The organism is Mobilicoccus sp. (assembly GCF_032060985.1).
Classification (GTDB): domain Bacteria; phylum Actinomycetota; class Actinomycetes; order Actinomycetales; family Dermatophilaceae; genus Mobilicoccus.
Genome location: NZ_DAMBGD010000011.1, coordinates 1 through 23,078 on the forward strand (window position 1 = coordinate 1; position 23,078 = coordinate 23,078).

A 23,078-nucleotide genomic window follows, 5' to 3' on the forward strand; every position below is an offset into this window, starting at 1 on the left:
GCAAAATTCACCCCCGAGCCGAAGCACAGAATCCGGACGGTGGATCAGGGCTCAGGGGGCGGTGCAGGTGGGGAGGGACGCGAAGGTGTAGCCCCGGGCGCTGAGCTTCGCGAGCACCTGGGGCAGGGCGGCGACGGTCTGACCGCGGTCGCCGCCCCGTCGTGGAGAAGGATCACGAGCGGCTCGGCGCCACCCCCGTCGGGCGGCGTGAGGCCGTTCTCGACGATCGCCGGGGCGCCGGGGCTCTCCAGTCATGGGTGTCGACGGTCCACTGGTGGATCGTCAGCCCGAGCTTGCGGGCCACCGCCTTGACGGGGCCCCCCTCCAGGCCACCCGGCGGTCGCAGGCACGTGACCCGCCCGCCGATCGCCGCGTTCGTCCTGGCCACCTCGTCGTAGGCCTTGTGCTCGGGGAGTGAGGAGAGCCATGGGTGGGTGTAGCTGTGGTTGCCGATCGCATGCCCGGAGTCCCTGACCGCCCGCACGAGCGCCGGGAAGCGCGTGGCCTCCTCGCCGACCATGAAGAACGTGGCCTTCGCGCCGTAGGCGTCGAGGATCCGCAGCACCGCCGGGGTGTGCGCCGGGTTCGGGCCGTCGTCGAAGGTGAGGTAGGCGACCTTCTCGCGGGAGGGCAGGGGGGCACCGGTCGAGGTCGCGGGGGTCGTCGCACCCGCCCGGGGGGTGGCGGCGCTCGACGGTGTGGGCGGCACGTCCCGCGCCGTGGGCGCCGCCCTCGTGGGGTCGGACGCGACGACCGTCCACGTCTCGCGTGCAGGGGTCGGCGCCACCGCACCCGAACCGTTCGCCGAGGCCGGATCACCGGGGTGCGTCGCAGCCGTCGCCGTGGTCGCAGGGCTCGGGTCCGGGGCGCTCGCGGCGACCGCCCACTCCGTCAGCGGTGCGGCGAACACGAGCGCGGCCCCCACCAGGCCGAGCCCGACCATCCCCATGGAACCCGCCCGCGACATTCGTTCTCCTCGGCCTCACCACGGCGAGGCTCTCCCGCCGGGCCCCCGTCGCCAGGACATGCGTGAACACCGACGAGAGGGGTCGTCCGCTGTCTATCGGCAGGGGAGGGCCTCGACCCAAGCGTTCCGGGGCGTGATTCCGGCCTCGCGTCCCGGTCCCACGGGAGCACGTCGTCGCCCGTCCCTACGACCCAGGTCGTATCGGGGAGGAGACCTCGGAGTGATCCCCGCGCATCCTCCCCCTCCCTAACGTGGATGGTCGACGACAGGAGAACGATGAGCAGCGCGAACACTGCAGGGCCGGCGCGGCCCGTGCCGGCGACCACGACGACCACGACGACCACGACGACCACGCCGGGGGCGGCGCGCGAGGGCGGATCGGGGGTGCCGGGCGAGGGCGTCGCCTGCCGCACCGAGGGACTCGTGCGGGAGTACGGCGCGAAGGACGCGGCGGTCCGCGCGCTCGACGGCGTCGATCTCGCCCTCGGGCGGGGACGGTTCACCGCGATCATGGGCCCCTCGGGCTCCGGCAAGTCGACGCTCATGCACCTGCTCGCCGGCCTCGACACCCCGACGTCCGGTCGGGTCTGGCTCGGCGACACCGAACTCACCGGCCTCGGCGACTCCGCGTTGACGAAGATCCGGCGCACCCGGGTGGGATTCGTCTTCCAGTCCTTCAACCTGTTGCCGACGCTCAGCGCGGCCGACAACATCCTGCTGCCGCTGCAGCTCGCGGGACAACGCCCCGACGCGAGGTGGTACGACGAGATCGTCGACGTGCTCGGCCTGCGCGACCGCCTCACCCACCGTCCCGGTGAGCTCTCGGGTGGTCAGCAGCAACGAGTCGCGGTCGCCCGTGCTCTCGTCACCCGCCCCGACGTCGTGTTCGCCGACGAACCGACCGGCGCACTGGACTCGGTCACCGGCGCCGAACTCCTCGCGTTCCTGCAGCGCTCCGCCCGCGAGTACGGCCAGTCGATCGTCATGGTCACCCACGACCCCTCGGCCGCCGCATACGCCGACCGGGTCGTGCTCCTCGCCGACGGCCGTCTCGCCGGTGACCTCGACCATCCCGACCGCGACGGCGTCCTCGACGCCCTCCGCGGATTGGGGGCGTGACGTGCGGGCCCTCCTCCGAGCCGGACTCCGCGGCCAGGGGCGCCGGCTGCTGTCCGCGGGTCTGGCCGTCGGACTCGGCGTGATGTTCCTCGCCGTCACCCTCCTGCTGTCGGACACCCTCGCCGCCGGGCTGCGCACGCAGGTCGCGGGCAGTATCGGCGACTACACCGCCGTCGTCAGCGACGACTCGGGGGAGATCACCCCGGCCCAGGAGCAGACGGTTCGACGCACCACCGGGGTCGCGGCGGTCGAGGCCGTGCAGTCGAGGACGATCATCTCCGGCGGCAACACGGTCGTCGGTCTGGCCACGGCTCCGACACAGGGCCGCGGCAGCTATCCGCAGGGCCGGGCGCCTCGGACGGACGGCGAGATCGCGCTCACGGAGAACGCCCTCGCCGCGCTGAGTGTCGACGTGGGCGGGACGGTGTCGGTGCCTGCGGAGTCGGGGCCGCCGGGCGCGGCGGCGGAACCCGTCGTGCTGCGGGTCGTGGGGGTCGTCGAACCCAGCGGTGACACGACGTTCCCCACGTCGATGCCCGCGGGAGTGGCGACGAACGCGACGATGAGCCGCCTCGCCGGCAAGACCTCCTACCTCGAGCTTCGCGTCGTCGGCACGCCGGGCACCTCGCCGGAGCAGCTCCGCGATGCGCTCGCCGCCGCGATCGACCCCGGTCCCTCGGTCCGCACCGGCGCCGAGGAGGTCGACCACCGCGTGCAGCAGCTCGCCGGCGGGCACGACCTGCTCACCAGGTCCTCGTCGGGTTCGCGGCCGTCGCCCTCTTCACCTGCATGATCATCGTCGCCAACACGTTCACGATCCTCCTCGCGCAGCGGCAGCGGCAACTCGCGTTGCTGCGCTGCGTCGGGGCGGGACGGGGTCAGATCGTGCGCTCCGTGCTCGCCGAGGCCGTGATCCTCGGCGCGCTCGCCCCGCTCGCCGGCCTCGTCCTCGCGGTGGGGCTGGGAGAGCTCGGGGTGTTCGCCGCCGACCGGTACCTGGCCGACGTGCTGCCCGTCGACGGCCTCGTCGTGTCCCCGGTCGCCCTGCTCGCTCCGTTCGGCGTAGGGATCGTGCTCACCGTGCTCGCCGCGCTGCTGCCGGCGGTACGGGCGACCCGCACCTCCCCGCTCGCCGCTCTGCGCCCCGAGACGCCGCCCACCGGTCGGGTCCGCGTCGTGCGGGTCGTCCTCGGCGTTCTCGGCGTCGGCGCCGGCGTCGGCCTCCTGGGGTGGGGCGTGTCGCAGGGGGACCTCACCGGCGGCATCGCGGGCGGATTCCTCTCCTTCGCGGGCGTCCTCGCCCTCGGGCCCGTCCTCGTGCCCCTGCTCGTCGGCGCCGTGCGGGGACTCGCCCGGGTGAGCGTCGGCGCCCCCGGGGCCCTCGCCGTCGAGAACGCGCGCCGCAACCCCCGGCGCGCTGCGGCGACGACGTCGGCGCTCCTCATCGGCGTCACGCTCATCACGATGATGACCGTGGGGGCGACGATCGCCCGCACGGTGTCCGACGAGGAGATCTCCGGTCAGGTCCCCGTCGACGCCGTCGTGTCCTCCGCCACGGGTGAGGGGGTCACGGCCGCCCAGGTGGAACGGTTGCGCACCGTGCCCGGCATCGAGGCGACGACGGTGATCCACGAGATCCCCGAGGCGACCATCCGCGGCCGGGAGGAGACCGTCGTCGCGATGTCCCTCGTCGACCCCGAGGTGCGCGACGTGCTGCGGGCACCCCGCCTCGTCGAGGGTCTCGCGCCCGGCGTCGTGCTCCTCGACCCGACCACGGCCGCGAACGCCGGTGTCGTCGACGGCGGGGCCGTGACGGTGCCCTGGGGACGTGCCACCGCGCGTGTCGCCAAGGTCGGCGCGCCGGTGGCGCCGGTCTCCGACGTCTCGGGCCGACAGGGCCGGGCCGTGGTGTGGCTGCGCATGGCCGACGACGCCGACCCCGACGAGGTGTCGAACGCGCTCAACCGTGCCGCCGCCGACGAGGGAGGTCTCCAGGTCTCCAGCCCCGCCGCCGCCCGGGCCGAACTCGACCGCGCCGTCGACGCCGTCCTCCTCGTCACCATCGCCCTCCTGGCCGTGGCCGTGCTCATCGCCCTCGTCGGCGTGGGCAACACGCTCGGGCTCTCGGTCATCGAACGCACCCGCGAATCCGCACTGCTGCGCGCCCTGGGGCTGACCGGGAGGCAGTTGCGCGGGATGCTCGCCGTCGAGGCGGCCGTGCTCTCCGCGGTCGCGGTCGTCCTCGGGGTGGCGATGGGGATCGGGTACGGCTGGGCGGGGATCGCGACGCTGTTCGCCGACATCGCCGACGACGGCGTCCCGCTCGTCGTCCCGTGGGCACGCATCGCCCTCGTCGCCGCCGTCGCGATCGTGGCCGGGCTCCTCGCCTCGGTCCTGCCGGCCCGCCACGCCGCCCTCGTCGCGCCCGCCGCCGCGCTCGCAGGGGAGTGACGAGGCGCGGGGGTGGGGACGCGAGACGGGGCTCCCGTCGCCTTCCCCGGTGACTCGGCGAGCCGTTGTCACGGGCGGATGACGCAGGCACGCAGGGACACAGGGACACAGGAACACAGGAACACCGGCACGCAGCCACACCGGCACGCAGGTCAGGCCGGCCCCACGACACAGGACGCCGCGACCACCCGGGGTGACCGGGCGGTCGCGGCGTCCTGTGTCGCGCTCGAGACGCGGGGGTCTCACCCGCACCCACCGTCGGGGGCAAGGCGGCGGGTGGCGTGCCGCGCGCCGTGTGCGAGACGGGCCTCAGAGCACGCGGGTGTCGAGATCGGTGATCTGGACACCGTTCTCGTTCTGCTCGAGGCGGTGGACCCCGGCGCCGGCGCGCTCGGCCACGCAGGCCTCGAGCTTTCCGTCGACGTAGTGGATCGCCGCGCCGTCGTCGACGCCGTACCCGCTGGGGAGCTGGCTCGTGTCGATGAACTCCTTGTACTGCGGCGCGCGGTCGGCCTCGGAGTCGTAGTGCGGGCAGAAGCTGCCGGGCACGATCCCGAGTCCGAGGGCGAGGGCGCTGATGCCCGACCCGTAGGAGTCGGTGGTGCAGCCCTCGTGCCATACCGCGCCGCCCGCACTCACGCCCGCGAGCACGACGTCACGACTGGAGTCCTGCGCGTAGGAGCGGAACCGCTGGCCGAGGCCGTGCGCGCTCCAGAGAGCGAGCATGTTGAGGGTGTTGCCGCCGCCGACGAGGAACACGTCGACCTCGTCCATGCGGGCGATCGCGTCGGCCGCCCCACTCCACAGCGTGAGGACCGAGGTGCGCACGTGCGAGCTGTAGGCGTTGATGAAGCGCGACACGTAGAGACCGTCGTCCGCCGAGGCCGTCGGCACGAAGCAGACCAACGGGTTGGTCGCGTCCGTGAGGGAGAGGATGTACCGGTCGAGGCTGGTAGGCCGGTAGTCCTCCGAGGAGGAGAACCCGCCACCGCCCATCGCGACGATGTGAGTGGTCATGTCACGACCGTATCCCTGATCACCTGGCCACGGTGGGGAGCGGGACGAGCTGCCGATGTGGCCTCTCCCACCGTGCCGTTCACCCCCACGACCGGAGCCACCGCGACCGATGCGCCGACGGCGTGTCGCGGGCGCGATTCAGGGGCGGGGTGACCCGCCGAGGTCGTCGTCGACCGGCGAGTCCTCGCCGACCACCTCGGCGGAGGCGGCATAGCGCCGCGCCGCCTCGACGTACACGGCCGCGTTGCGGGCGACCTTCTCGAGCTCGGCGTCGGTGAGCTCGCGGCGCACCTTGCCCGGCACGCCCATGACGAGGGACCGCGGCGGGATCTCCATCCCCTCGGAGACGAGGGTGCCTGCCGCGATGATCGAGTCGCTGCCGATGCGGGCACCGTTCATGACGGTCGCGCCCATGCCGACGATGACCCGGTCCTGCACCGTGCAGCCGTGGACCACCGCCGAGTGGCCGACCGTGACGTCCTCACCGAGCCGGCACGGGAACCCCGGGTCGGCGTGCAGCACCGCGTTGTCCTGGACGTTGCTGCGCGCGCCGATGCGGATCTCGTCACCGTCGCCCCGCGCGACCGCCCCGAACCACAGGCCGGCCTGCGCCTCCACGCTCACGGCGCCGACGACGACCGCCGTCGGCGCCAGCCACGCGCGGGGAGCGACGCTCGGCGTGTTCCCTTCGAGCGAGACCCGCACGATCAGCTGACGTCGTTCGGGTTCGCGGGCTTGTGTCCGGTCGACTTGGCGTAGTACTGCGTCCACTGACGGGTCGCGAGCATGCGCGCGAGCGCGATGAGCGCGCCGGAGAGCGCGGCCCAGGCGATGGCCTCGGCCAGCGTGGTGTCGGGGTCCTCGGGGTTGGCCGGCGGGTCGTTCGCCATGACGGCCTTCCAGCCACCTTCGGACACCTTCTTGGCCAGCACGCCGGCGCCGACGGCGAGGCCCGTACCCACGATCTTGAACACCTTGTCACTCATGAGGTGCAGTCTGCCAGGCCGTGGACGCGACGGCGATCGGGGCTCCCGGCGGGTCCTGCGGCCGTCGGCCCGTGTCCGCCCCGGACGCCGGTCGCCGCCACCGGGCCCACCCCGCCCACCCCTCTCGCCCGGGTCATCGGGCGCCGGGGGCTGCGGGCGGGGGAGGCGCCGGTTACAGTGACCGGACATCGACAGGGGAGCGCTCCGGCGCTGAGAGTGCGGTTCGCCGCAGACCCTCGAACCTGATCCGGTTCACACCGGCGGAGGGAGTCGAGTTCTCATGGCACGTCCGCGTGCCTGCCCCCGAGGTGATCGACACATCGGATCGTCACGGGAGAACCACATGAACACGAAGATCGCCGATCTCCATGGCCACACGCGGCCGGGCCGCAGAGGGGCGCGCGGAGGACCCACCGCCTGGCGCGCGGTCGACATCGTCACCCTCGCCGTTCTCGGCGTCGCCCTCGGCGTCGCCTTCTGGGGGTTCGACTCGTTCCTCTACGAGCCCCTCAAGGTGGCGCTGTCGGTGTTCCCGCCGCTGCGGGAACTCATGCTCGGCGTCTGGATCCTCCCAGCGGTCGCGGGAGCGCTGCTCGTGCGCCGCCCGGGTGCGGCGCTGCTGTGCGAGATGGTCGCGGCCTCCGTCGAGATGTTGCTCGGCAACCAGTGGGCCGCGATGGTGCTCGTGTCGGGGTTCCTCCAGGCGCTCGGTGTCGAGCTCGCCGTCGCGTTCTGGCGCTGGCGCCGGTTCGACCTCCTCGCCGCCGTGTGCGGCGGCATGCTCGGCGCGGTCCTCGAGATCGTCGTCTACGAATGGTGGGTCTACGTGCCGGAGTTCAGCTGGGCGTGGAAGCTCGTCTACCTCGCCGCGGGTGTGATCTCCGGCGCGGTCGTCGCCGGAGTCGGCGGCCACCTGCTCGTGCGGGCGCTCGCCGCGACCGGCGCGGTCGACGCGTTCCCCCCGGGGGAGGAACACCTCGTCGCGGCCGACCGGTGAGGCCCGCACCCGCCGCGGTCGAGGCGCGGGGTCTCTCATGGACGCCGCTGGGGCGCGCGACGCCGGTGCTCGCCGACCTCGATCTGCGCGTCGACCCCGGCGAGCGGGTGCTGCTCGCCGGGGCGAGCGGGGCGGGCAAGTCGACGTTGCTGCAGGCGCTCGCCGGGGTGCTCGGGGAGATCGACCCCGGCGAGCGTGCGGGGCAGGTGCTCGTCGACGGTGACCCCGTGCGTGCGGGGGACGGACGCGTCGGCCTGCTCGTGCAGGACCCCGCCGACGCGCTCGTCGCCGGTCGGGTGGGTCGGGACACCGCGTTCGGGCCGGAGAACCTCGGGCTGCCCCGGGCGGAGATCCGGACCCGCGTCGCCGAGGCGCTCGCCGCGGTCGGGTTCCCCTACGGCGTCGACCACCGCAGCACCGCGCTCTCCGGGGGTGAGGCCCAACGTCTCGCTCTCGCGGGGGTGCTCGCGATGCGTCCGGGCGCGTTGCTGCTCGACGAGCCGACCTCGATGCTCGACGACGCCTCCGCCGCGCTCGTGCGGGCCGCGGTCGCCCGCGCGGTGCAGGACCGCCGGAGCACCCTCGTCGTCGTCGAGCACCGCCTCGATCGGTGGCTGGGGGCGGGGAGCGGCCCCGCGGATCGACTGATCGACCGTCTCGTCGTCCTCACCGCCGACGGGATCCTCGCCGACGGTCCGCCCGCGCGGGTGCTCGCCGAGCAGCGCGATGCCCTGCTCACCGCCGGGCTGTGGGTGCCGGGCGCCGCGCCTCCGCCCCCGCTGGCGGTCGGAAGTCTGCTCGCCGACCTCCGCCGTCCACCCGGCGGCCTGGACGTCCACGGAGTCGGGCTGGTGCGCAGGCCGCGGCGGGGTCTCGCGATCGACCGGCGTCCGCCGGTGCCGCGTGCCGCGCTCACCGACGTGGACCTGCGCGTCCCCCCGGGCGAGCTCACCGCGCTGCGGGGCGCGAGCGGGGCGGGCAAGTCCTCGCTCGTCTCGGTCACCGTCGGGTTGGAGCGGCCGACCTCGGGTGAGGTCATCGCCGACCCGAGCCTCGCCGACGGGGCCGCGGCCGCGCCGTCGCGGTGGACCTCCCGGGAGTTCGCCGACCGCGCCGCGTGGGTGCCGCAACAGGCCTCTCTCGCCCTCACCGGGTCGACGGCGCTCGACTGCCTCCTCGCCACCGCCCGCGCGCTCGGCGACGACGAGACCGACGCCCGCCGCCGCGCCGAGGGTCTGCTCGATCTGCTCGGCCTCGGCGGTCTCGAACGTCGGCACCCTGCCAGCCTGTCCGGGGGGCAGACCCGTCGTCTCGCCCTCGCCTCGGCCCTCCTCCACCGGGCGCCGGTGCTCGCCCTCGACGAGCCGACCGTCGGCCAGGACCGACACACCTGGGCCGCCGTCGTCGGCCTCGCCGCGGCCGTCCGCGCCGCGGGCGCCGCCGTCCTCGTCAGCACCCACGACGACGAGTTCACCGCCTTCGCCGACTCCCTCACCCACCTCGAGGGTGGTCGCGTGCGCTCCGGCGTCGCGGGGACCCGTCCGGACGGCCTCGATGCCGATGGCGCCCACGACGCCCGGGGCACCGACCGCCGTCACGCCGAGAGCGGCGACACCGGCCGGCGTCGGGGCGAGGGTGGGGAGCCCGCCCCCCTCGGCGACGTCCGTCCACCCGTGACCCGGGGAGCGCCGCGGTGATCGGCCTGCTCTCCCGGTGCGGCCCGTTGTCGCTGCTCGCGTCCTCGTTCGTCCTCACCGTCGGGGGCCTGTTCATCGGCGACCTCACCCCGGTCCTCATCGGGCTCGTCGCCGAGGTCGTGCTCCTCGCCATCCTCGTCGGCCGCACCGGGTTCCCGCTGATCCGGCTCCTGCCCGCGGTGGTCGCGACGGCCGGCGTCACGTGGAGCAACTGGCTGCTCGCGGACCCGCGCTCGCTCACCGTCGCCGCGGTGGCCGGGCTGCGCGTCGCGTTCTTCGTCGTCGGCGGGCTCGTGTTCGTCTCCTACCTCGACCCGTTCACCCTCGGGGACCACCTCGGGCAGCGGCTCCGGCTTCCCGCCCGGCCCGTGCTCGCCACCGTCGCCGCGCTCCAGCGACTCGACACCCTCACCGACGACTGGGTGACGCTCGACCGCGCCCGCCACGCGCGGGGACTCGGCCCCGGACGTGGGCCGATCTCCCGGCTCCGGCATGTGTGCGCGATGACGTTCTCGCTGCTCGTCGAGGCCATCCGACAAGCCGGGCGGATGACCGTCGCGATGGAGGCGCGGGGGTACTCGGCCGGGACGCGCGGAGTCACCCGGACCTGGCTCGAACCCGCGCCCTGGACCCGTGCCGACACTCTCCTCGTCGTGCTGGTCAGCCTCCTCGCCGTCCTGCCCCACCTCGCTGGTCTCACAGCGGATCTCGCCCTCCCGGGCGCCTCCCTCCCGCTCGGCTGACCGCCCCCACCCGTTCCGGAGAGGGGAACGCGTGTGGCGCACGCCACGCGCTGCGCCGCAGGCTCGGGCATCCGCAACGAGGCGAGAGGGGACGCGATGACGCCGTTCATGCTCCGAGTGGCCGAGGCGTTCGACGAGCGCGTGGACGAGGAGGAGTGGCCGTCACCCGATCTCCGACCTGCCCGCGCGTGGGACATCGGCACCGGCACCGACCGCCAGGTCGCCATCCGCAGTTACGCCGAGCAGCTCGTGTGCGAGGCGAACGCGGTGATCTCGACCGAGGCCGATCATCTGTCCCTCGACGACGAGGTCGGCCACGAGGAACTCGCGTTCAACATCCGCTACCGAGGTCGGGCCGCCCGCGTCTCGCTCATGTACGCCGACCACCTCGCCTACGGGCAGATCGTCGGCGACGGGATCGCCCGCTCCGAGCCGAGCGAACTCTCCGGGCCCGAGGCGCTGCCCGATCTCCTCATGCTCCTCATCCTCGAATCCCAGGCCGCGGCCTGAGGCGACTGCCAAGGAGGCACCGTGCAGTACGAGCTCAAGACGCAGGTCATCGAGCCGCGTCGCAAGACGTTCACCCATCTCGTCAAGCGGTACGGCGACCATGCACAAGGTTGCCCCCGCCATCGAGGGCGCCTGCACGATTCCCTTGCTCCACCTGGCCGACGCCACAGCTGACGCAGTCGTGCGTGATGGTGTCGCGACGGTCGGCCTCCTGGGGACCGCATTCACGATGGAACAGGACTTCTATCGTGGCCGGCTCGAGAACCATGGGCTGACCGTCCTGGTCCCCGACGCACCCAGTCGAGCAGACGTACATCGAGTCATCTACGACGAGCTGTGCCACGGCGTCGTCCGCGAGGGCTCCCGACGCCGGTTCGTGGAGGTGATTCACGAACTCGTCCGTCGGGGAGCCCAGGGGATCATCCTCGGCTGTATCGAGATCGAGCTCCTCATCAGCCCGGACGATGCAGAGGGGCCCGGGGTCCCCCTCTATCCCACCACCACCATCCACGCACACGCCGCTGTGGAGGCTGCTCTCGCCGCCACCGAGGACAGGTCCTGAACCGCGACGGACGGCATTCCTCCGCCGCGGGACGGACGATACGCATGGTGACCTGTCGCCGCGGGCGTAGCGCGCGCGGTCGATCGTCTTCAGGCTCCAGTGGGTCACGTCCTCGAGGTGACCGGCGACGGCCCGGGGCGGTCATGACGACGATGAGGTGGGCTACTCCCTCCAAGCGGGCACGAGTCAGCAGGAGGCTTCCCGGATCGTGTCGACGTGATCCGCGCGCGGGCAGCCGAACGGCCCCGGTCCGTGAGGAACCCGGGGCCGTGACCTCCGTCGCCGGCGGATCAGACGGTGAAGGTGCCGCTCGCGATCTCGTGGACGTGGCCACCCACGTACACGTCCCCGCTCTCCTCGACGACGAGGTCGAGGTAGGAGGGGCGACCGACCGCCGCGCCCTGGTGGATGCGGCGGCGACCGAAACGACCGTTCTCCGCCATCCAGTGACCCAGGTTCGCCGCGCCGGAACCGGTGGCCGCGACCTCGATGACACCACCCTGCGGGCCGTAGAACATGCGGGACTCGATCTGGCCGTCCTCGGTGTCGGCCCAGACGTACACCTGCGGCTCGGTGTTGAGGAGCATCGCGTAGGAGTGCAGCATCCGGGCGTCCAGGTGGGCCTTGCGGACATCCTCGACCGTCTTGACCGGGAGCACGATGCCCGACCGGCCCGAATCGACGACCATGACCTCGCCCTGGATGGATTCCAGGCGCAGCCCGACGAGCGAAGCGAGGATCTGCGGCGTCGACTTGAGGTGACGGACCTCCGCGTGCGTGGTCTTGATGGACCAGTTGTCCTTGCCCACCGGGCTCACCGTGACGTCGTCGACCGTCTTGGCCGTGAGGTGCAGCGCCTTGCGGGGATTGCCGAGGACCTGGTCGACCACGTGGGCCGCGCCGAGCGTGGCGCTACCGGCGAAACGGCCCTCGCCGCCGGGGGAGAAGACCCGGATGCTCGCGCCGTCGTCGCGGGTCTCGCGGATGAACACGGTCTCGAGGTTCACCTGCTGCGCGAGATGCTGCATGAGGTCGTCGTCGGCGTCGGCCGCCTCGGGGAAGACGCAAAGGGCGTTGCCGGAGAACGGGACGTCCGCCGCGGCGAACACGTTGATGATCCGATAGCTGAGGTCCATTCTCCGAGCCTATGCGGCCGGGCGCCCTCACGTGGCACATGTCGCCGACCGGCTGCGGACGGAGTCGGGATTCCGGCAGCCCTGCGTGACGCGGCTGCTCACGCGCGGGGCGGCACCTCCCGCACGGTGAGGATCTGCTCGGCCCGCCCGAGGGGTCCGCGGATGTCGTGCAAGGTCGAAGAGGTGAGACCGACGCCACTCTCCCCGAACGTCACCGTCGTGTCGAAACCCGCCCACCCGGCCAGGGGCGCACGCCACAGGTGGATGGTGAGGTCGAGGTTGGGGAACATCCACTCGTCCGGGTGGGCGCGGGTCGCGACGCCGTTGGCCGTGTCGACGAGGCCGACGAACGCGGCCATGTCACTCACGTCGGTGTCCTCGATGAGCGTCTTCGTCGACCGGAGCCACAGGCGTCCTGCGCCCGGTACCGAACCGGGGTCGCGCCGGAACTCCAACGACCGGATGTAGCCCCCGCCCCACAGGGTCGATCCGCGCCACGGTTCGAGGGCGTCCGGAGGTGGCAACGCCTCGGGGAAGCCCCCCGCGACATCGGTGGTGTCCTGCCTCGACAGACGCCACCCCCGCGCCCGGACGACCGGCTTGCCGTCCACGCTCAGGACGCCCTCGTCGAGCTCGATCGTGCGACCGGGCCGGATCGTGCGGCACTCGACCGTACTCGGCGCCGCGGGGATCATCCCGAGGATGTCGAACGTGATGCGCGAGAGCTGCATGTCCTCGCGGCCGTTGAACGTCTCCATGCAGTGGGCGATCAGACCCGCCACCGGCGCCATGTGCTGCTCGTGCGCCTGCCACGCCCCCTGCGCATGCAGCGTCGGCATGTACGTGTCGTCGTCGATGCGGCGGTAGTAGCTGCCGGACTCCTCATCGAGCCCCAGCGGATTGGTCGCGTCCATGACCGCAGCCTACGAACGTACCCGTCCCGGCGGGCGCAGCGGCTCGGGCATGCTGGTGCCGTGTACGTGCCTGCGCATTTCGCCCTCACCGACGCCGAGTGCGTCGGGATCCTCACGCGCATGGGAGCCGGGGACCTCGTCACCGTCCATGCCGGCGAGGACGGGACGCCCGAACCCGACGTGACCTTCCTGCCGTGGGAGTACGTGCCCGGCCCGGGGGCGGCGGCCTCGGAGGAGGCGGGCGGTGGCGAGGTCGGCGGGGGACTCGGCTGCCTCGTCGGGCACCTCGCCCGCAACAACCCCCAGGTCCGCAGGCCGGTCATCGGGCCGGCGACCGTCGTCGTCCACGGCGGCGACCACTACGTCTCACCCGTCGACCTCCCGAGTCACGATGACGGCGGCCGGGTCGTGCCCACCTGGGACTACGTCACCGTCCACGTTCACGGGGAGCTCACCGTCCACGACGACCCCGCCTGGATCCTCGATTCGATGCGTCCCCTCACCACCCGCCACGAGGAGGACTGGGCCGCCGGCGACCCGCGGGGACAGGCGTCCGGCGCCGCCCCCACGTGGGCCGTCGACGACGCACCGCAGGACTTCGTCGACCGGATGCTTCGTGCCGTCGTCGGGGTCGAACTCCGGATCAGCCGACTCGTCGGCAAGGCGAAGATGAGCCAGAACAAGACGCCCGCCGACGTCGCCGGGGAGATCGCCGCCCTCGAGGCCCGCGGCCTCACCCAACTCGCCGCCTACAAGCGCGACGTCTCCCTCCCCGCCGCGCAACACCGTCATGATCTTCTCGCCGACCTGCGGGACCGCCGGTGAGCGCGCCCACGCCCCAGCCGTCCGGCTCGACACCACCATCGGAGGTGCCTGCGGCGCCTCGGAGGCCCGAGGCCTCGGGGAGTGCTCCTGTCGCGGCGAACGTGTCCACGGGCGTCGACGACGGCGACGCGCTCCCCCCACCCCGGATGCGGCCGCGCACGCTCGTCCTCGAGACCGTCCTCGTGCTCGGGGTGTCGCTCGGCAGCTCGGCGATCTACGCCGTGCTCTCGTTCATCCGCAAGGTCACCGCGCAGGTGGCGCTGTCACAGCAGACGACGGCGATGAACTCCTCGGTGACGCCGGACCGACCCTGGCTCGACCTCGCCTACCAGCTCGCCGGGGTCGTTCTCGGGGTCGTGCCCGCGCTCCTCGCCGTGTACCTCCTCGCCCGCGACGACGCGGGGGCACTCCGACGCATCGGCGCAGACGTCCGGCGTCCCGTCTCCGATCTGCTCCGCGGGGCGCTGCTCGCCGCGGCGATCGGGATCCCCGGTCTCGGGCTGTATCTGCTCGCGCGACAGCTCGGCCTCAACACGACCGTCGCGGCCGCGAACCTCACCGCCGTGTGGTGGGCGGTGCCGGTTCTCGTCCTCGCCGCCGTGCAGAACGCCGTGCTCGAGGAGGTCGTCATGGTCGGCTACCTCTTCACCCGGTGGCGGCAGGCGGGGTGGTCGTTCTGGAGCGTCGCGCTCACCTCGGCGCTCATCCGCGGCACCTACCACCTCTACCAGGGCATCGGCGGGTTCGTCGGCAACGTCGCGATGGGCCTCATCGTCGCCTGGGCCTACCGTCGGTGGGGCCGCGTCGGCCCTCTCGTCGTCGCCCACACGATCCTCGACGTCGTCGCCTTCGTCGGCTACGCCCTCCTCGTCGGACACGTGGGCTGGCCGTAGGCACGGTGGGGGTGTGACGACCGGTCTCGACGGCGTCGTCGCGGTGGCCTCCCTCCCGGCCGGGCATGACAGCTCCCGTGTCCGCGCCCGGCGCCGCCGGTGATGTGGCAATGTCAGCGGAGTCGGCGGGCACGCCGATCCCCTCACCATCGCGTGACCTGCGCCGACGCCGAGCAATCCCCGGCGGAACCCCCTCGACTCCGTCGAGATTGCCACCTCATCCCGATGACCGAGCGGCGAGGCGCGAGCGGCGAGGTGTCAGGGCAGCTCCACCGACGGGCCGAGTGCGCCGGCGGCGGCGAGGGGGCGGAGGGCGTCGAGGGCACGGTCGCGCAGGTCCCACGGGGTGATCGTCGTGACGAAGATGCGCGTGCCACCCTCGAACCCGGCGAGCGTCGACACCCGCCACTTGAGTTCGACGCGCCAGGGCATCGGCTGGTCGACGTCGATCGGGCGGTGATGCCATTCCTCGTTGCTGGGGATCTCGGCGCCCGTCGCGAGGTGCATCGCGTGCACGAGGTCGGAGACGCCGTCGACCTGGGCGACGGTCATCTCGAACGGGCGCGCCGTCGTGTCCTTCGCCCACACCTCGAGCGTCGGGTAGCGGTGACCGAATCCCGCGAACGCGACGGCATGGGCGTTCTCGGCGAGGACGAGCCCCTGGCGGCGGGCGTAGGCGAGGTGATCGGCGTACAGGTGGGGACGCCTCGCGAGGCGGGTGAGCTCCCGCCCCACCTGATCGCCGTGCTCGTCGATGGCGACGAGCTGCTTGTGCAGGTGGTCGAAGGAGGCCCCGGCCGGGGCGAGCCAGTTCTGGAAGGTCGCGACGTAACGGGCCGCGGGGATCTCGGCGTAGAGGTGTCCGAGGGTCTGCACCGTGAAACGGATGTAGGCCGCGTGCGCGGCCGGGGTGAGCGACCCCGCGGCGGCGAGCTGCCCATCCTCGGTGAGGTGTCGGCGGGGGACGATGAGGTCGTGGCCTCCGGCGAAGAAGGCGAGAGACCTCGCCTCCCGGTCAGGGGCCGGCCTCTCGCCCGCCGCAGGGTCGGCACCTCCACCGGCCCGATCGCGTGCCCGCAGAAGGTCGGCGAGGATGCCCCGCCCGAGGGGTGAGGCGAGCCACGCCTCGTGGTGGGCATGGGCCGCGGCGCCCGGTTCGTGCCCGTGGTTTCCGCGCCAGTAGTCGAACGAGACGATCTCGAACAGGTTGGGCAGACGTCGGAACTCCGGGGTGGTCGTCCGCAGCTCCTCGGGTGGGAGGGCGGTGAGCGTCCGAAAGCCCCCGTCGGCGCGGATGAGTCGCGCCTTCTCCGGCGGCACCTCCTCGAGGCGATCCAGGCAGAACGCGCACGGCACTCCGCGCCCCGGAGGTCCCTCCGCCACCGCGCCGGACCCACGCGCGACCAGGGGGCGATTCGCGCGTCCCGGCACGGTCCACACCTCGGTCCCCGAGAGGGGGTTCACCTGTTTGACGGTGCCGTCGCGCATGAGCGTGATCGGCTCTCGCATCGCCGCGTCGAGGGGCCTGTCGTCCATGGTCTGACCGTACGCCCAGGAGTGTGAATCTGATCACCTCCAGGCAACACGGCGAGGCATCAGTGCCGGAAACGCCGGTGTGGGCGTTGCCTCTTTGTCACCATGAACGCGTCCGGCGCCGTGGCCGGACCGCGGTTCGCCGCGGCCAGCGAGGCCGTCCCGAGGCGGCCGAGGGGGGCAGGTGTCCCATGGGTGTCGTCCACACGATCGACTACGTCGTCATCGGTCTCTACGTGCTCGCGATGCTCGGCATCGGCGTCGCGTCGACGTTCTTCGCCAAGGACCGCGATGACTTCCTCCTCGCCGGCCGGCGGCTGAAGTTCCCGCTGTTCTTCGGCTGCATGGCGGCGATGGCCGTCGGTGGGGCCGTCACCGTCGGTGGTGCTCAACGGGGATACAAGGTCGGCATCGCCGGCCTCTGGGTCGGTGGCAGTCTGGGTCTCGGCCTCATCGTGCTCGGCCTGCTCATCAGCTCCAAGCTGGCCAAGCTGCGGGCGCTGTCGATCAACGAGGTCATCGAACGCAACTACGGCACGAGCGCCCGCATGCTCGGCGCGGTCCTCACGATCATCTACACGGTCTCGCTCACGGTCGTGCAGGTCATCGCGATGGGCAGCATCCTCGCCCTCATGTTCCCCGGGCTCACCGAGCAGACGGCGATGATCATCAGCGGCGCGGTCGTCGTGTTCTACACGTTCCTCGGCGGAATGTGGGCGGTGACGATGACCGACATCGTCCAGTTCGTCATCAAGACGCTCGGCATCATCATCCTCGTCCCGATCTTCCTCGTCCTCAGCAAGGCCCACGGCGACGTGCCCACCCTGATGTCGCAGCTCCCCGCCGAGCACTGGGACCCGTGGTCCCTGGGCTTCTCGGGCACCCTCTACTGGATCCTCCTGTACGTGCCCGGCCTCGTCATCGGTCAGGACATCTGGCAGCGCATGTTCACCGCCCGCAACGAGAAGATCGCCCGCACCGGCACGATCCTCGCCGGCGTGTACTCGATCATCTACGGGCTCGCGGCCGTGCTGCTCGGCATGGCAGTCCTCGCGGTCGGCGCCACGCCCGCCGAGCCGTCGCAGACCTTCGCCCTCGGTGTCGAGCTGTTCCTGCCGCCGGGTATCGCAGGACTGCTGCTCGCGGCCGCTCTCGCCGCGTCGATGTCGGTGGCCTCCGGAACGATCCTCGCCTGCTCCACCGTCATCTACAACGACGTCTACCTGCGCCTCCTCCGCGGTGAGCGCAGTTCGGGTGTCGAGGCCGCCGCGGACGACCGCGTCGCCCTCGGCAGCTCGGCGGTCCAGCGCGACCTCGACGCGAGCGCCTCCGGTGCGCGAGGAAAGGACGGGCATGTCGCCCGCGAAGTCTGGATCAACCGCGGCATCGCCCTGCTCATCGGCGTCCTCGTCATCGCGCTGTCGCTCGTCATCAAGGACATCTTCCGCGCCCTCGACCTCGCCTACGGATTCCTCTCCGGCTGTGTGTTCGTGCCGGTCGTCGCCGCGTTCTTCCTGCGCCGCGTCTCGCCCAAGGCCGGTCTGCTCGCGTTGCTGCTCAGTGCGATCGGCGTCGCCGGGTCGATGGTCTTCGGCGAATTCGGCCAGGCCAAGGCCCTCCTCGGACCCGACGCGGCCGCGGACTGGGTCATCGGCGGCAACTACCCGATCATGGTCGGCATGGCCATCGGCGTGGTCGTCTACGCGGTCGTCACCGCCCTCGACCCGAACAAGGTCGCCCCCAACACCGAGGTCGACGAGGCCGAGCTCGAGCAGCTTCCCCCTGCCGACGCCGACAGCGAGGCCGCCGGCGCCGCGACGGCCACGTCCGAGGGTCGTGTGTCTGAGGGTCGCGATCCTGAGGGCCGCGCATGAGTGACCGGTTCGTCTCCTCGCGCTACCGCGGGCAGGCGTCCACGCCCATGAGCAGCTCGGTCGACCGGGCCACGCGGTACGCGGACGTCATCAACTTCAGCCTCGGCGACCCCGAACTCACCACCGACGGACGGGTCATCGACGCGGCGATGGCCGACGCCCACCGCGGGCACACCCACTACACCGACACGTTCGGCTACCCCGACCTGCGCGAGGAGATCCTCCGCGTCTACGCCGACGACCACGGGCACACCCACGACCCGGCCGGCGTCCTCGTGACGACGTCGGCCTGCCACGGCATGTGGCTCGCGCTCGAGACGATCCTCGACGACGGCGACGAGGTCATCATCCTCGCTCCCTACTTCACGCCCTACCCGCACCAGATCCGCCTGGCCCGCGGCGTCCCCGTCGTCGTCGACACCCGCGAGGAGGACGGTTACCAGGTGCGCCTCGACGCCCTCGAGGCGGCGATCACCCCGCGCACCCGCGCGATCATCCTCAACACCCCGTCCAACCCGACGGGTGCGTGTCTGAGGCGCTCGACATCCGAGCAGATCGCCCGGCTCGCCGACAAGCACGACCTCGTCGTCATCGCCGACGAGATCTACACCGCGTTCAGCTACGCCGAGCCGTTCGAGCCCTTCGTCACGATCCCCGGCATGGTCGAGCGCACGATCACGCTCAACTCCCTGTCCAAGGACTTCGTCATGACGGGGTGGCGCATCGGCTACGCCCTCGGCCCCGCCGAGGTGATCCGGGCGATGAAGGACGTCAACGAGAACAACGTCTTCACCGCTCCGTCGATCTCGCAACGGGCGGCGCTGCACGCCCTCCGGCTGCGGCACGACATCGTGCCGCCCATCTCGGCTCTCTACCGCGAACGGATCATGCGCGCCTACCAGCGCGTCTGCGAGCTCCCGGCGATGAGCGCCCTCGAACCCGGTGGGTCGATCTACCTCTGGGTCAACATCACGCAGACGGGTCTCTCGAGCACCGAGGTCGCCGACCGTCTCTTCGAGGAGGCACACGTCCTCACCCTGCCCGGCCCCGCGTTCGGAGACTGCGGCGAGGGGTACCTGCGACTCGCCATGACCGTCGGCCGCGACCGCATCGACGAGGCCTTCGACCGCATCGCCGCGATGCCGCTGTTCGGGGACTGAGGCGCCGGGACGTCACGGCGACGGGGTGGCGGACCGCGGTCGAATCACATGCGGATGTCGGCGCGGGAGCGGCCGTGCGCATCGAGCCAGGCGAGGGCGCGCTCGAACGTCGGGCCGGAATAGGGGTTGGTGAAGCCGGGCCGCCCCTTGCCGAACTCCTCCATCGCTGCGGCGGCGTTGCGCAGGTAGACGCCGCTCACCTCCTGGTGGGGGGCGAGCTCGCCCGTGCGCCGGTCGAGCGCGAGCTGCTGGGTGAACGCGCTCGCCTCGCCGCGGCGGTCGATGAGCCCCGGCTCGACGATCTCGCCGGTGGCGTACCGCAGCATCTCCTTGTCGCTCTCGGTGAGGTAACGGAAGTCGTTGAGCACCGAGAACGCCGCCCGGACGGGAGCCGTCGCCTCGGCGCGGGGGATCGGCGCCGGCGGTGTCGGGGCGTTCGGCGGCACGTTCGGGGTGATCCGCATGGCAACCTCCCAGTCGTCTCGTCCTCGTCCCATCGGCCGCGAGGCCTGGGACGTGAGGGGAAGTGCTTGCGGCGGTGGAGGATTCGGGATCAAGCCCAGGTCCCTGCAGGCCCGGGGTGATACTGGGCGGGCCATGACGACTTCCTCCCCGTCCCCCGCCTCCGATGACGCCGCCTCCGGTGGGCTCACACCCCCCGGACGTGCGGCGGTCACCACCGAATCCGAGCGGCCCTCGGTCCCCGGCGAACTCAAGGTCCTCATCGCGGCGGCCTTCGTCATCGCCCTGGGGTTCGGCATCGTCGCCCCCGTCCTGCCGCAGTACGCACGCAGCTTCGGGGTGGGGATCACCGCGGCATCGGTCATCATCAGTGCCTTCGCGGTCGCCCGGCTCGTGTTCGCCCCGGGGGGCGGGGCGCTCATCTCGCGGTTCGGTGAGCGTCCGATCTACGTCGCGGGCCTGCTCATCGTCGCGCTCTCGACGGCGGCGACCGGTTTCGCGCAGACGTACGGCCAGCTCCTGCTGTTCCGTGGGCTCGGCGGTATCGGGTCGACGATGTTCACCGTCTCGGCGATGGGGCTCATCGTGCGCCTGTCCCCCCGGGCGATCCGTGGACGGGTGTCGGGCTACTACTCGACGGCGTTCCTCATGGGCGGGATCCTCGGTCCGGCCCTCGGCGGCGCGCTCGCGCCCTTCGGCTACCGGGTGCCCTTCTTCATCTACGCCGTGGCGCTGCTCGTCGCCGCAGCCGTCGTCGCCCGGTTCCTCGGCGGGGCGTCACTGCGACCGGCGAACGGAACGGCCCCGCTGGCGGTCATGCAGGTCAGGGAGGCCGTGCGCGACAGTGCCTACCGTGCGGCGCTCGTCTCCGGGTTCGCCAACGGTTGGGTGAACTTCGGCGTCCGCAACTCCCTCCTGCCGATCTTCGCGGCTGCCTCACCCGCCCTCGGCATCGGCTCGGCGGGGATCGCGCTGACCCTCATGGCCGCCGGCAACGCGGCCGCCCTCCAGACCGCGGGCCGACTCGTCGATGACCGCGGCCGCAAGCGCGTCCTCATCGTCGGGTTGCTCATCTGCTCGGTGGGGACCCTGCCGCTGGGCTACGTCGACACGCGGCTGCCGTTCTTCGCGCTCGCCGTCGTCGCGGGCATCGGGTCCGGACTGCTCAACCCTGCGCAACAGGCCTCGGTGGCGGACGTCGTCGGCTCCGACCGCAACGGCGGCAAGGTGCTCGCCGGCTTCCAGATGTCGCAGGACGTCGGCACGATCACGGGACCCCTGCTCACCGGCCTCATCGCCGACACCGTGGGGTTCGGCCCCGCCTTCGCCGTCACCGGTTCCATCACCCTCCTCGCCGTCCTGGCCTGGATCCCCGCTCGCGAGACCATTCCCGGAGGCCGCCGGCCCTGGCGGCTACCTCCCCGCGAAGGCGAAGACTGACGTCGGGGCGCCCTTGCGTCGTACGTCGATGTGCGACCGCATCCTCTCGCTGAGACTGGGCCCGCGAAAGCGCTGGTCACGGGGTTGACGTGAGTCCGCGACGGGCGCCGCCGCCATCGTTGTACGACGGACGGGCGGCCCGCCGGCGGGAGTCGTCCGGGCGGGAGCGCTCGGCCGAATCGGCCGGGGGGCCGGGGCGGCGGTCGATCTGACGCCAGGCCGGCAGCAGGGTCGGGGCGAGGGTGGCGACGACGTAGAGCACCCCGACGACCCACAGTGCCGGAGACAGGCCCAGGCTCGAGACGAGGACGCCGCCGAGGAGCCCGCCGAAAGGCAGCAGCGCCCAGGCGCACGCCATCGCGAGCGTGTTGACGCGCCCCATGAGCGGACCGGGGATCCGCTCGACGATGACCGCCCCGAGGATCGGGTTGATGAACCCGGCCGCGAAGCCGCCGACAGCGAGGACGGCGATCGTCACGGGCATCGGCGCGTCGACGGCGAGGATCGCGAACCGCGGCAGGCCCACGAGCAGGTAGGCGATCACGTAGACGGGGCGTCGCGCGAGCCGGTCCCCGAGCCCGGCGGCGACGACGGCCCCGACGGCCGAGAACAGGGCGCTCGTGGCGAACAGATACCCGATCGCGCGGGGCCCGCCGCCGGAGAGCCATGCCCACATGGGCACGAGCGCGACCCCGAACGCCTGCTCGAGCATGTTCGTGAATGCGAGCATGACGACGATCGCGACGAGGACGGCGTCACCGCGCAGGAATCGCCAACCCGCCTGCAGATCGGTGAGATAGGACGCGCGCGGCGGGGGGTTGCCGCCCTCGGTGACGGGGACGCCGGGGGCGGGTAGGACCTCCGGGACGATCCCGGGGGAGTCGGCCTCGGAGGGGCGGTCGCGTGCCGGGGTGGGGGGCGCCGAGGCTCCCGCGCGAGCGTCGACCTGGGCGTCGAAGCGGGCCTCGGCCCTCGTGGCCGCGTCGGAGGCCGTGGCCGTCGCCGTGTCGCCTTCTGTGGACGTGCGGCCGTCGGCGCCGGTGGGGCGTGCGTCGAGGCGGACCGGAGGGCCGGCGAGCGGGGCCGCGAGGCTGTGCCCGGAGAGGCGGGGCCCGAGGGCGAAGACGAGGACGACGAGATCGAGCACGAGCGCGGCGACCGTGAGCCACAGGGCGTTGGCCCCTCCGACGAGGCCGATGACGAGCCCACCGAACGCGGCGCCGAGGGTGGCGGCGAGTCGGTCGACGGCGCCGTACGCTCCGCCGACCCGTTCGAGCGAGGCGCCTGAGGCGATGGCGACGAGCGGCACGAGGGTCGTCTTGGCGCCGTCGCCGGGCGCGCGAAGGACGCCGATGAGCGCGACGAGGGCGATGAGCGTCGGGTAGGTGAGCAGGCCGGCGCCGTGCAGGAGCGGCACGCACGCGATCGCGGCAGCACTCGCGGCGTCACCGGCGAGGGCGACACGGACGGGTCCGAGACGGTCGATGAAGGGACCGGCCAGGGCCTTGACGACGACGTACGGCGCCAGTTCCGCGAAGGCGACGACGCCGGTGAGCGTCGGGCTGCCCGTGGAGGTGAGCACGTACCAGGGGACGGCGATGGCCGCCAGCCGCGTTCCGGCGAGGGACAGGACGGAGACCACGACGAAGATCCACAGCGTGCTCGGCGTGACGTGCGGGCGATCGACCCGGCCTCCCCGATGCATGTGCACGACCGTAGTGGCGGGCCTCCGAGGCGAGCGTCCAGATCGACGGTTCATACCCGTTGGCGACGAATTCTTGACCGTCACCAG

At 72.4% G+C, this 23,078-nt stretch carries 22 protein-coding genes and 1 riboswitch; of the genes, 13 read left to right on the plus strand and 9 right to left on the minus strand.

The features are described 5' to 3' along the window. Nucleotides 1-172: 172 nt before the first annotated feature. Nucleotides 173-967, minus strand: coding sequence for a polysaccharide deacetylase family protein (locus tag RT054_RS09890; protein ID WP_313023360.1), 795 nt, complete (start codon nt 965-967; stop codon nt 173-175). Between the two features lie 276 nt (nt 968-1,243). Here RT054_RS09890 and RT054_RS09895 point away from each other — a divergent pair, with 276 nt between their 5' ends. Genes RT054_RS09895 through RT054_RS09905 form a run of 3 tightly spaced genes read left to right on the plus strand, consistent with a single transcriptional unit; the run spans nt 1,244 to nt 4,537 of the window. Beyond that, entirely contained in the window at nt 1,244-2,086 is an 843-nt protein-coding gene (locus tag RT054_RS09895; protein ID WP_312722130.1) for an ABC transporter ATP-binding protein, read from the plus strand. After that, nucleotides 2,025-2,879, plus strand: coding sequence for an ABC transporter permease (locus tag RT054_RS09900; RefSeq protein WP_313023361.1), 855 nt, complete (start codon nt 2,025-2,027; stop codon nt 2,877-2,879). The genes RT054_RS09895 and RT054_RS09900 overlap by 62 nt, the downstream gene beginning before the upstream one ends. Continuing rightward, nucleotides 2,876-4,537: an ABC transporter permease gene (locus RT054_RS09905; RefSeq protein ID WP_313023362.1), complete on the plus strand. Its 1,662-nt coding sequence runs from the start codon at nt 2,876-2,878 to the stop codon at nt 4,535-4,537. The genes RT054_RS09900 and RT054_RS09905 overlap by 4 nt, the downstream gene beginning before the upstream one ends. Before the next feature lie 309 nt (nt 4,538-4,846). Here the strand turns inward: RT054_RS09905 and RT054_RS09910 are convergent, their stop codons facing one another. From RT054_RS09910 to RT054_RS09920, 3 genes are all read right to left on the minus strand, one after another. Beyond that, complete coding sequence (locus RT054_RS09910) at nt 4,847-5,554, minus strand: peptidase E (protein WP_312721125.1); 708 nt, start codon at nt 5,552-5,554, stop codon at nt 4,847-4,849. 138 nt (nt 5,555-5,692) lie between these two features. Continuing rightward, nucleotides 5,693-6,259 (minus strand): gamma carbonic anhydrase family protein, encoded by a 567-nt coding sequence (locus RT054_RS09915; RefSeq protein WP_313023363.1) that lies wholly within the window; start codon nt 6,257-6,259, stop codon nt 5,693-5,695. 2 nt (nt 6,260-6,261) lie between these two features. Continuing rightward, nucleotides 6,262-6,540, minus strand: a complete 279-nt coding sequence (locus RT054_RS09920) for a DUF4235 domain-containing protein (protein WP_313023364.1) — start codon at nt 6,538-6,540, stop codon at nt 6,262-6,264. 183 nt (nt 6,541-6,723) lie between these two features. Next, a riboswitch (TPP riboswitch) is annotated at nt 6,724-6,826 on the plus strand. Nucleotides 6,827-6,883: 57 nt separating this feature from the next. On the opposite strand from RT054_RS09920, the gene RT054_RS09925 reads away from it, so the two are divergent. The 5 genes from RT054_RS09925 (at nt 6,884) to RT054_RS09945 (ending at nt 11,049) form a co-directional block, all read left to right on the plus strand. Continuing rightward, nucleotides 6,884-7,537: an ECF transporter S component gene (locus RT054_RS09925; protein ID WP_312721122.1), complete on the plus strand. Its 654-nt coding sequence runs from the start codon at nt 6,884-6,886 to the stop codon at nt 7,535-7,537. Then, nucleotides 7,534-9,234 (plus strand): ATP-binding cassette domain-containing protein, encoded by a 1,701-nt coding sequence (locus tag RT054_RS09930; protein WP_313023366.1) that lies wholly within the window; start codon nt 7,534-7,536, stop codon nt 9,232-9,234. The genes RT054_RS09925 and RT054_RS09930 overlap by 4 nt, the downstream gene beginning before the upstream one ends. Continuing rightward, nucleotides 9,231-9,977 carry an energy-coupling factor transporter transmembrane component T gene (locus tag RT054_RS09935; RefSeq protein ID WP_313023367.1) on the plus strand — a complete coding sequence of 249 codons (747 nt, stop codon included), beginning with the start codon at nt 9,231-9,233 and terminating at the stop codon, nt 9,975-9,977. The genes RT054_RS09930 and RT054_RS09935 overlap by 4 nt, the downstream gene beginning before the upstream one ends. A gap of 96 nt (nt 9,978-10,073) precedes the next feature. After that, on the plus strand, nt 10,074-10,487 hold the full coding sequence (locus RT054_RS09940; RefSeq protein WP_312721117.1) for a hypothetical protein: 414 nt from the start codon (nt 10,074-10,076) through the stop codon (nt 10,485-10,487). 100 nt (nt 10,488-10,587) lie between these two features. Next, on the plus strand, nt 10,588-11,049 hold the full coding sequence (locus tag RT054_RS09945; RefSeq protein WP_313023368.1) for an amino acid racemase: 462 nt from the start codon (nt 10,588-10,590) through the stop codon (nt 11,047-11,049). Nucleotides 11,050-11,339: 290 nt separating this feature from the next. On the opposite strand, the gene RT054_RS09950 is transcribed toward RT054_RS09945, so the two are convergent. Further along, complete coding sequence (locus RT054_RS09950) at nt 11,340-12,185, minus strand: PhzF family phenazine biosynthesis protein (RefSeq protein WP_312721113.1); 846 nt, start codon at nt 12,183-12,185, stop codon at nt 11,340-11,342. A gap of 98 nt (nt 12,186-12,283) precedes the next feature. Beyond that, a complete protein-coding gene (locus RT054_RS09955; RefSeq protein ID WP_313023370.1) occupies nt 12,284-13,099 on the minus strand; it encodes a thioesterase family protein in 816 nt (271 codons plus the stop codon). 60 nt (nt 13,100-13,159) lie between these two features. Here RT054_RS09955 and RT054_RS09960 point away from each other — a divergent pair, with 60 nt between their 5' ends. Together RT054_RS09960 and RT054_RS09965 are read left to right on the plus strand one after the other, a co-directional pair. Beyond that, entirely contained in the window at nt 13,160-13,924 is a 765-nt protein-coding gene (locus tag RT054_RS09960) for an FMN-binding negative transcriptional regulator (protein ID WP_313023371.1), read from the plus strand. Nucleotides 13,925-14,070: 146 nt separating this feature from the next. Beyond that, nucleotides 14,071-14,817 carry a CPBP family intramembrane glutamic endopeptidase gene (locus RT054_RS09965; RefSeq protein ID WP_313023467.1) on the plus strand — a complete coding sequence of 249 codons (747 nt, stop codon included), beginning with the start codon at nt 14,071-14,073 and terminating at the stop codon, nt 14,815-14,817. 258 nt (nt 14,818-15,075) lie between these two features. Here RT054_RS09965 and RT054_RS09970 read toward each other — a convergent pair whose 3' ends face one another. Beyond that, on the minus strand, nt 15,076-16,353 hold the full coding sequence (locus tag RT054_RS09970) for a DUF4921 family protein (protein ID WP_313023372.1): 1,278 nt from the start codon (nt 16,351-16,353) through the stop codon (nt 15,076-15,078). Between the two features lie 188 nt (nt 16,354-16,541). On the opposite strand from RT054_RS09970, the gene RT054_RS09975 reads away from it, so the two are divergent. Both RT054_RS09975 and RT054_RS09980 read left to right on the plus strand, forming a co-directional pair. Next, complete coding sequence (locus RT054_RS09975; RefSeq protein WP_313023373.1) at nt 16,542-18,224, plus strand: sodium:solute symporter family transporter; 1,683 nt, start codon at nt 16,542-16,544, stop codon at nt 18,222-18,224. Next, on the plus strand, nt 18,221-19,384 hold the full coding sequence (locus tag RT054_RS09980; RefSeq protein WP_313023374.1) for an aminotransferase class I/II-fold pyridoxal phosphate-dependent enzyme: 1,164 nt from the start codon (nt 18,221-18,223) through the stop codon (nt 19,382-19,384). The genes RT054_RS09975 and RT054_RS09980 overlap by 4 nt, the downstream gene beginning before the upstream one ends. Nucleotides 19,385-19,428: 44 nt before the next feature. Here RT054_RS09980 and RT054_RS09985 read toward each other — a convergent pair whose 3' ends face one another. Further along, nucleotides 19,429-19,848 carry a hypothetical protein gene (locus RT054_RS09985; RefSeq protein ID WP_313023375.1) on the minus strand — a complete coding sequence of 140 codons (420 nt, stop codon included), beginning with the start codon at nt 19,846-19,848 and terminating at the stop codon, nt 19,429-19,431. Nucleotides 19,849-19,981: 133 nt separating this feature from the next. Here RT054_RS09985 and RT054_RS09990 point away from each other — a divergent pair, with 133 nt between their 5' ends. Beyond that, nucleotides 19,982-21,286, plus strand: a complete 1,305-nt coding sequence (locus RT054_RS09990) for an MFS transporter (RefSeq protein ID WP_313023376.1) — start codon at nt 19,982-19,984, stop codon at nt 21,284-21,286. Nucleotides 21,287-21,362: 76 nt separating this feature from the next. Here the strand turns inward: RT054_RS09990 and RT054_RS09995 are convergent, their stop codons facing one another. After that, entirely contained in the window at nt 21,363-22,991 is a 1,629-nt protein-coding gene (locus RT054_RS09995) for an MFS transporter (protein ID WP_313023377.1), read from the minus strand. Nucleotides 22,992-23,078 lie beyond the last annotated feature (87 nt).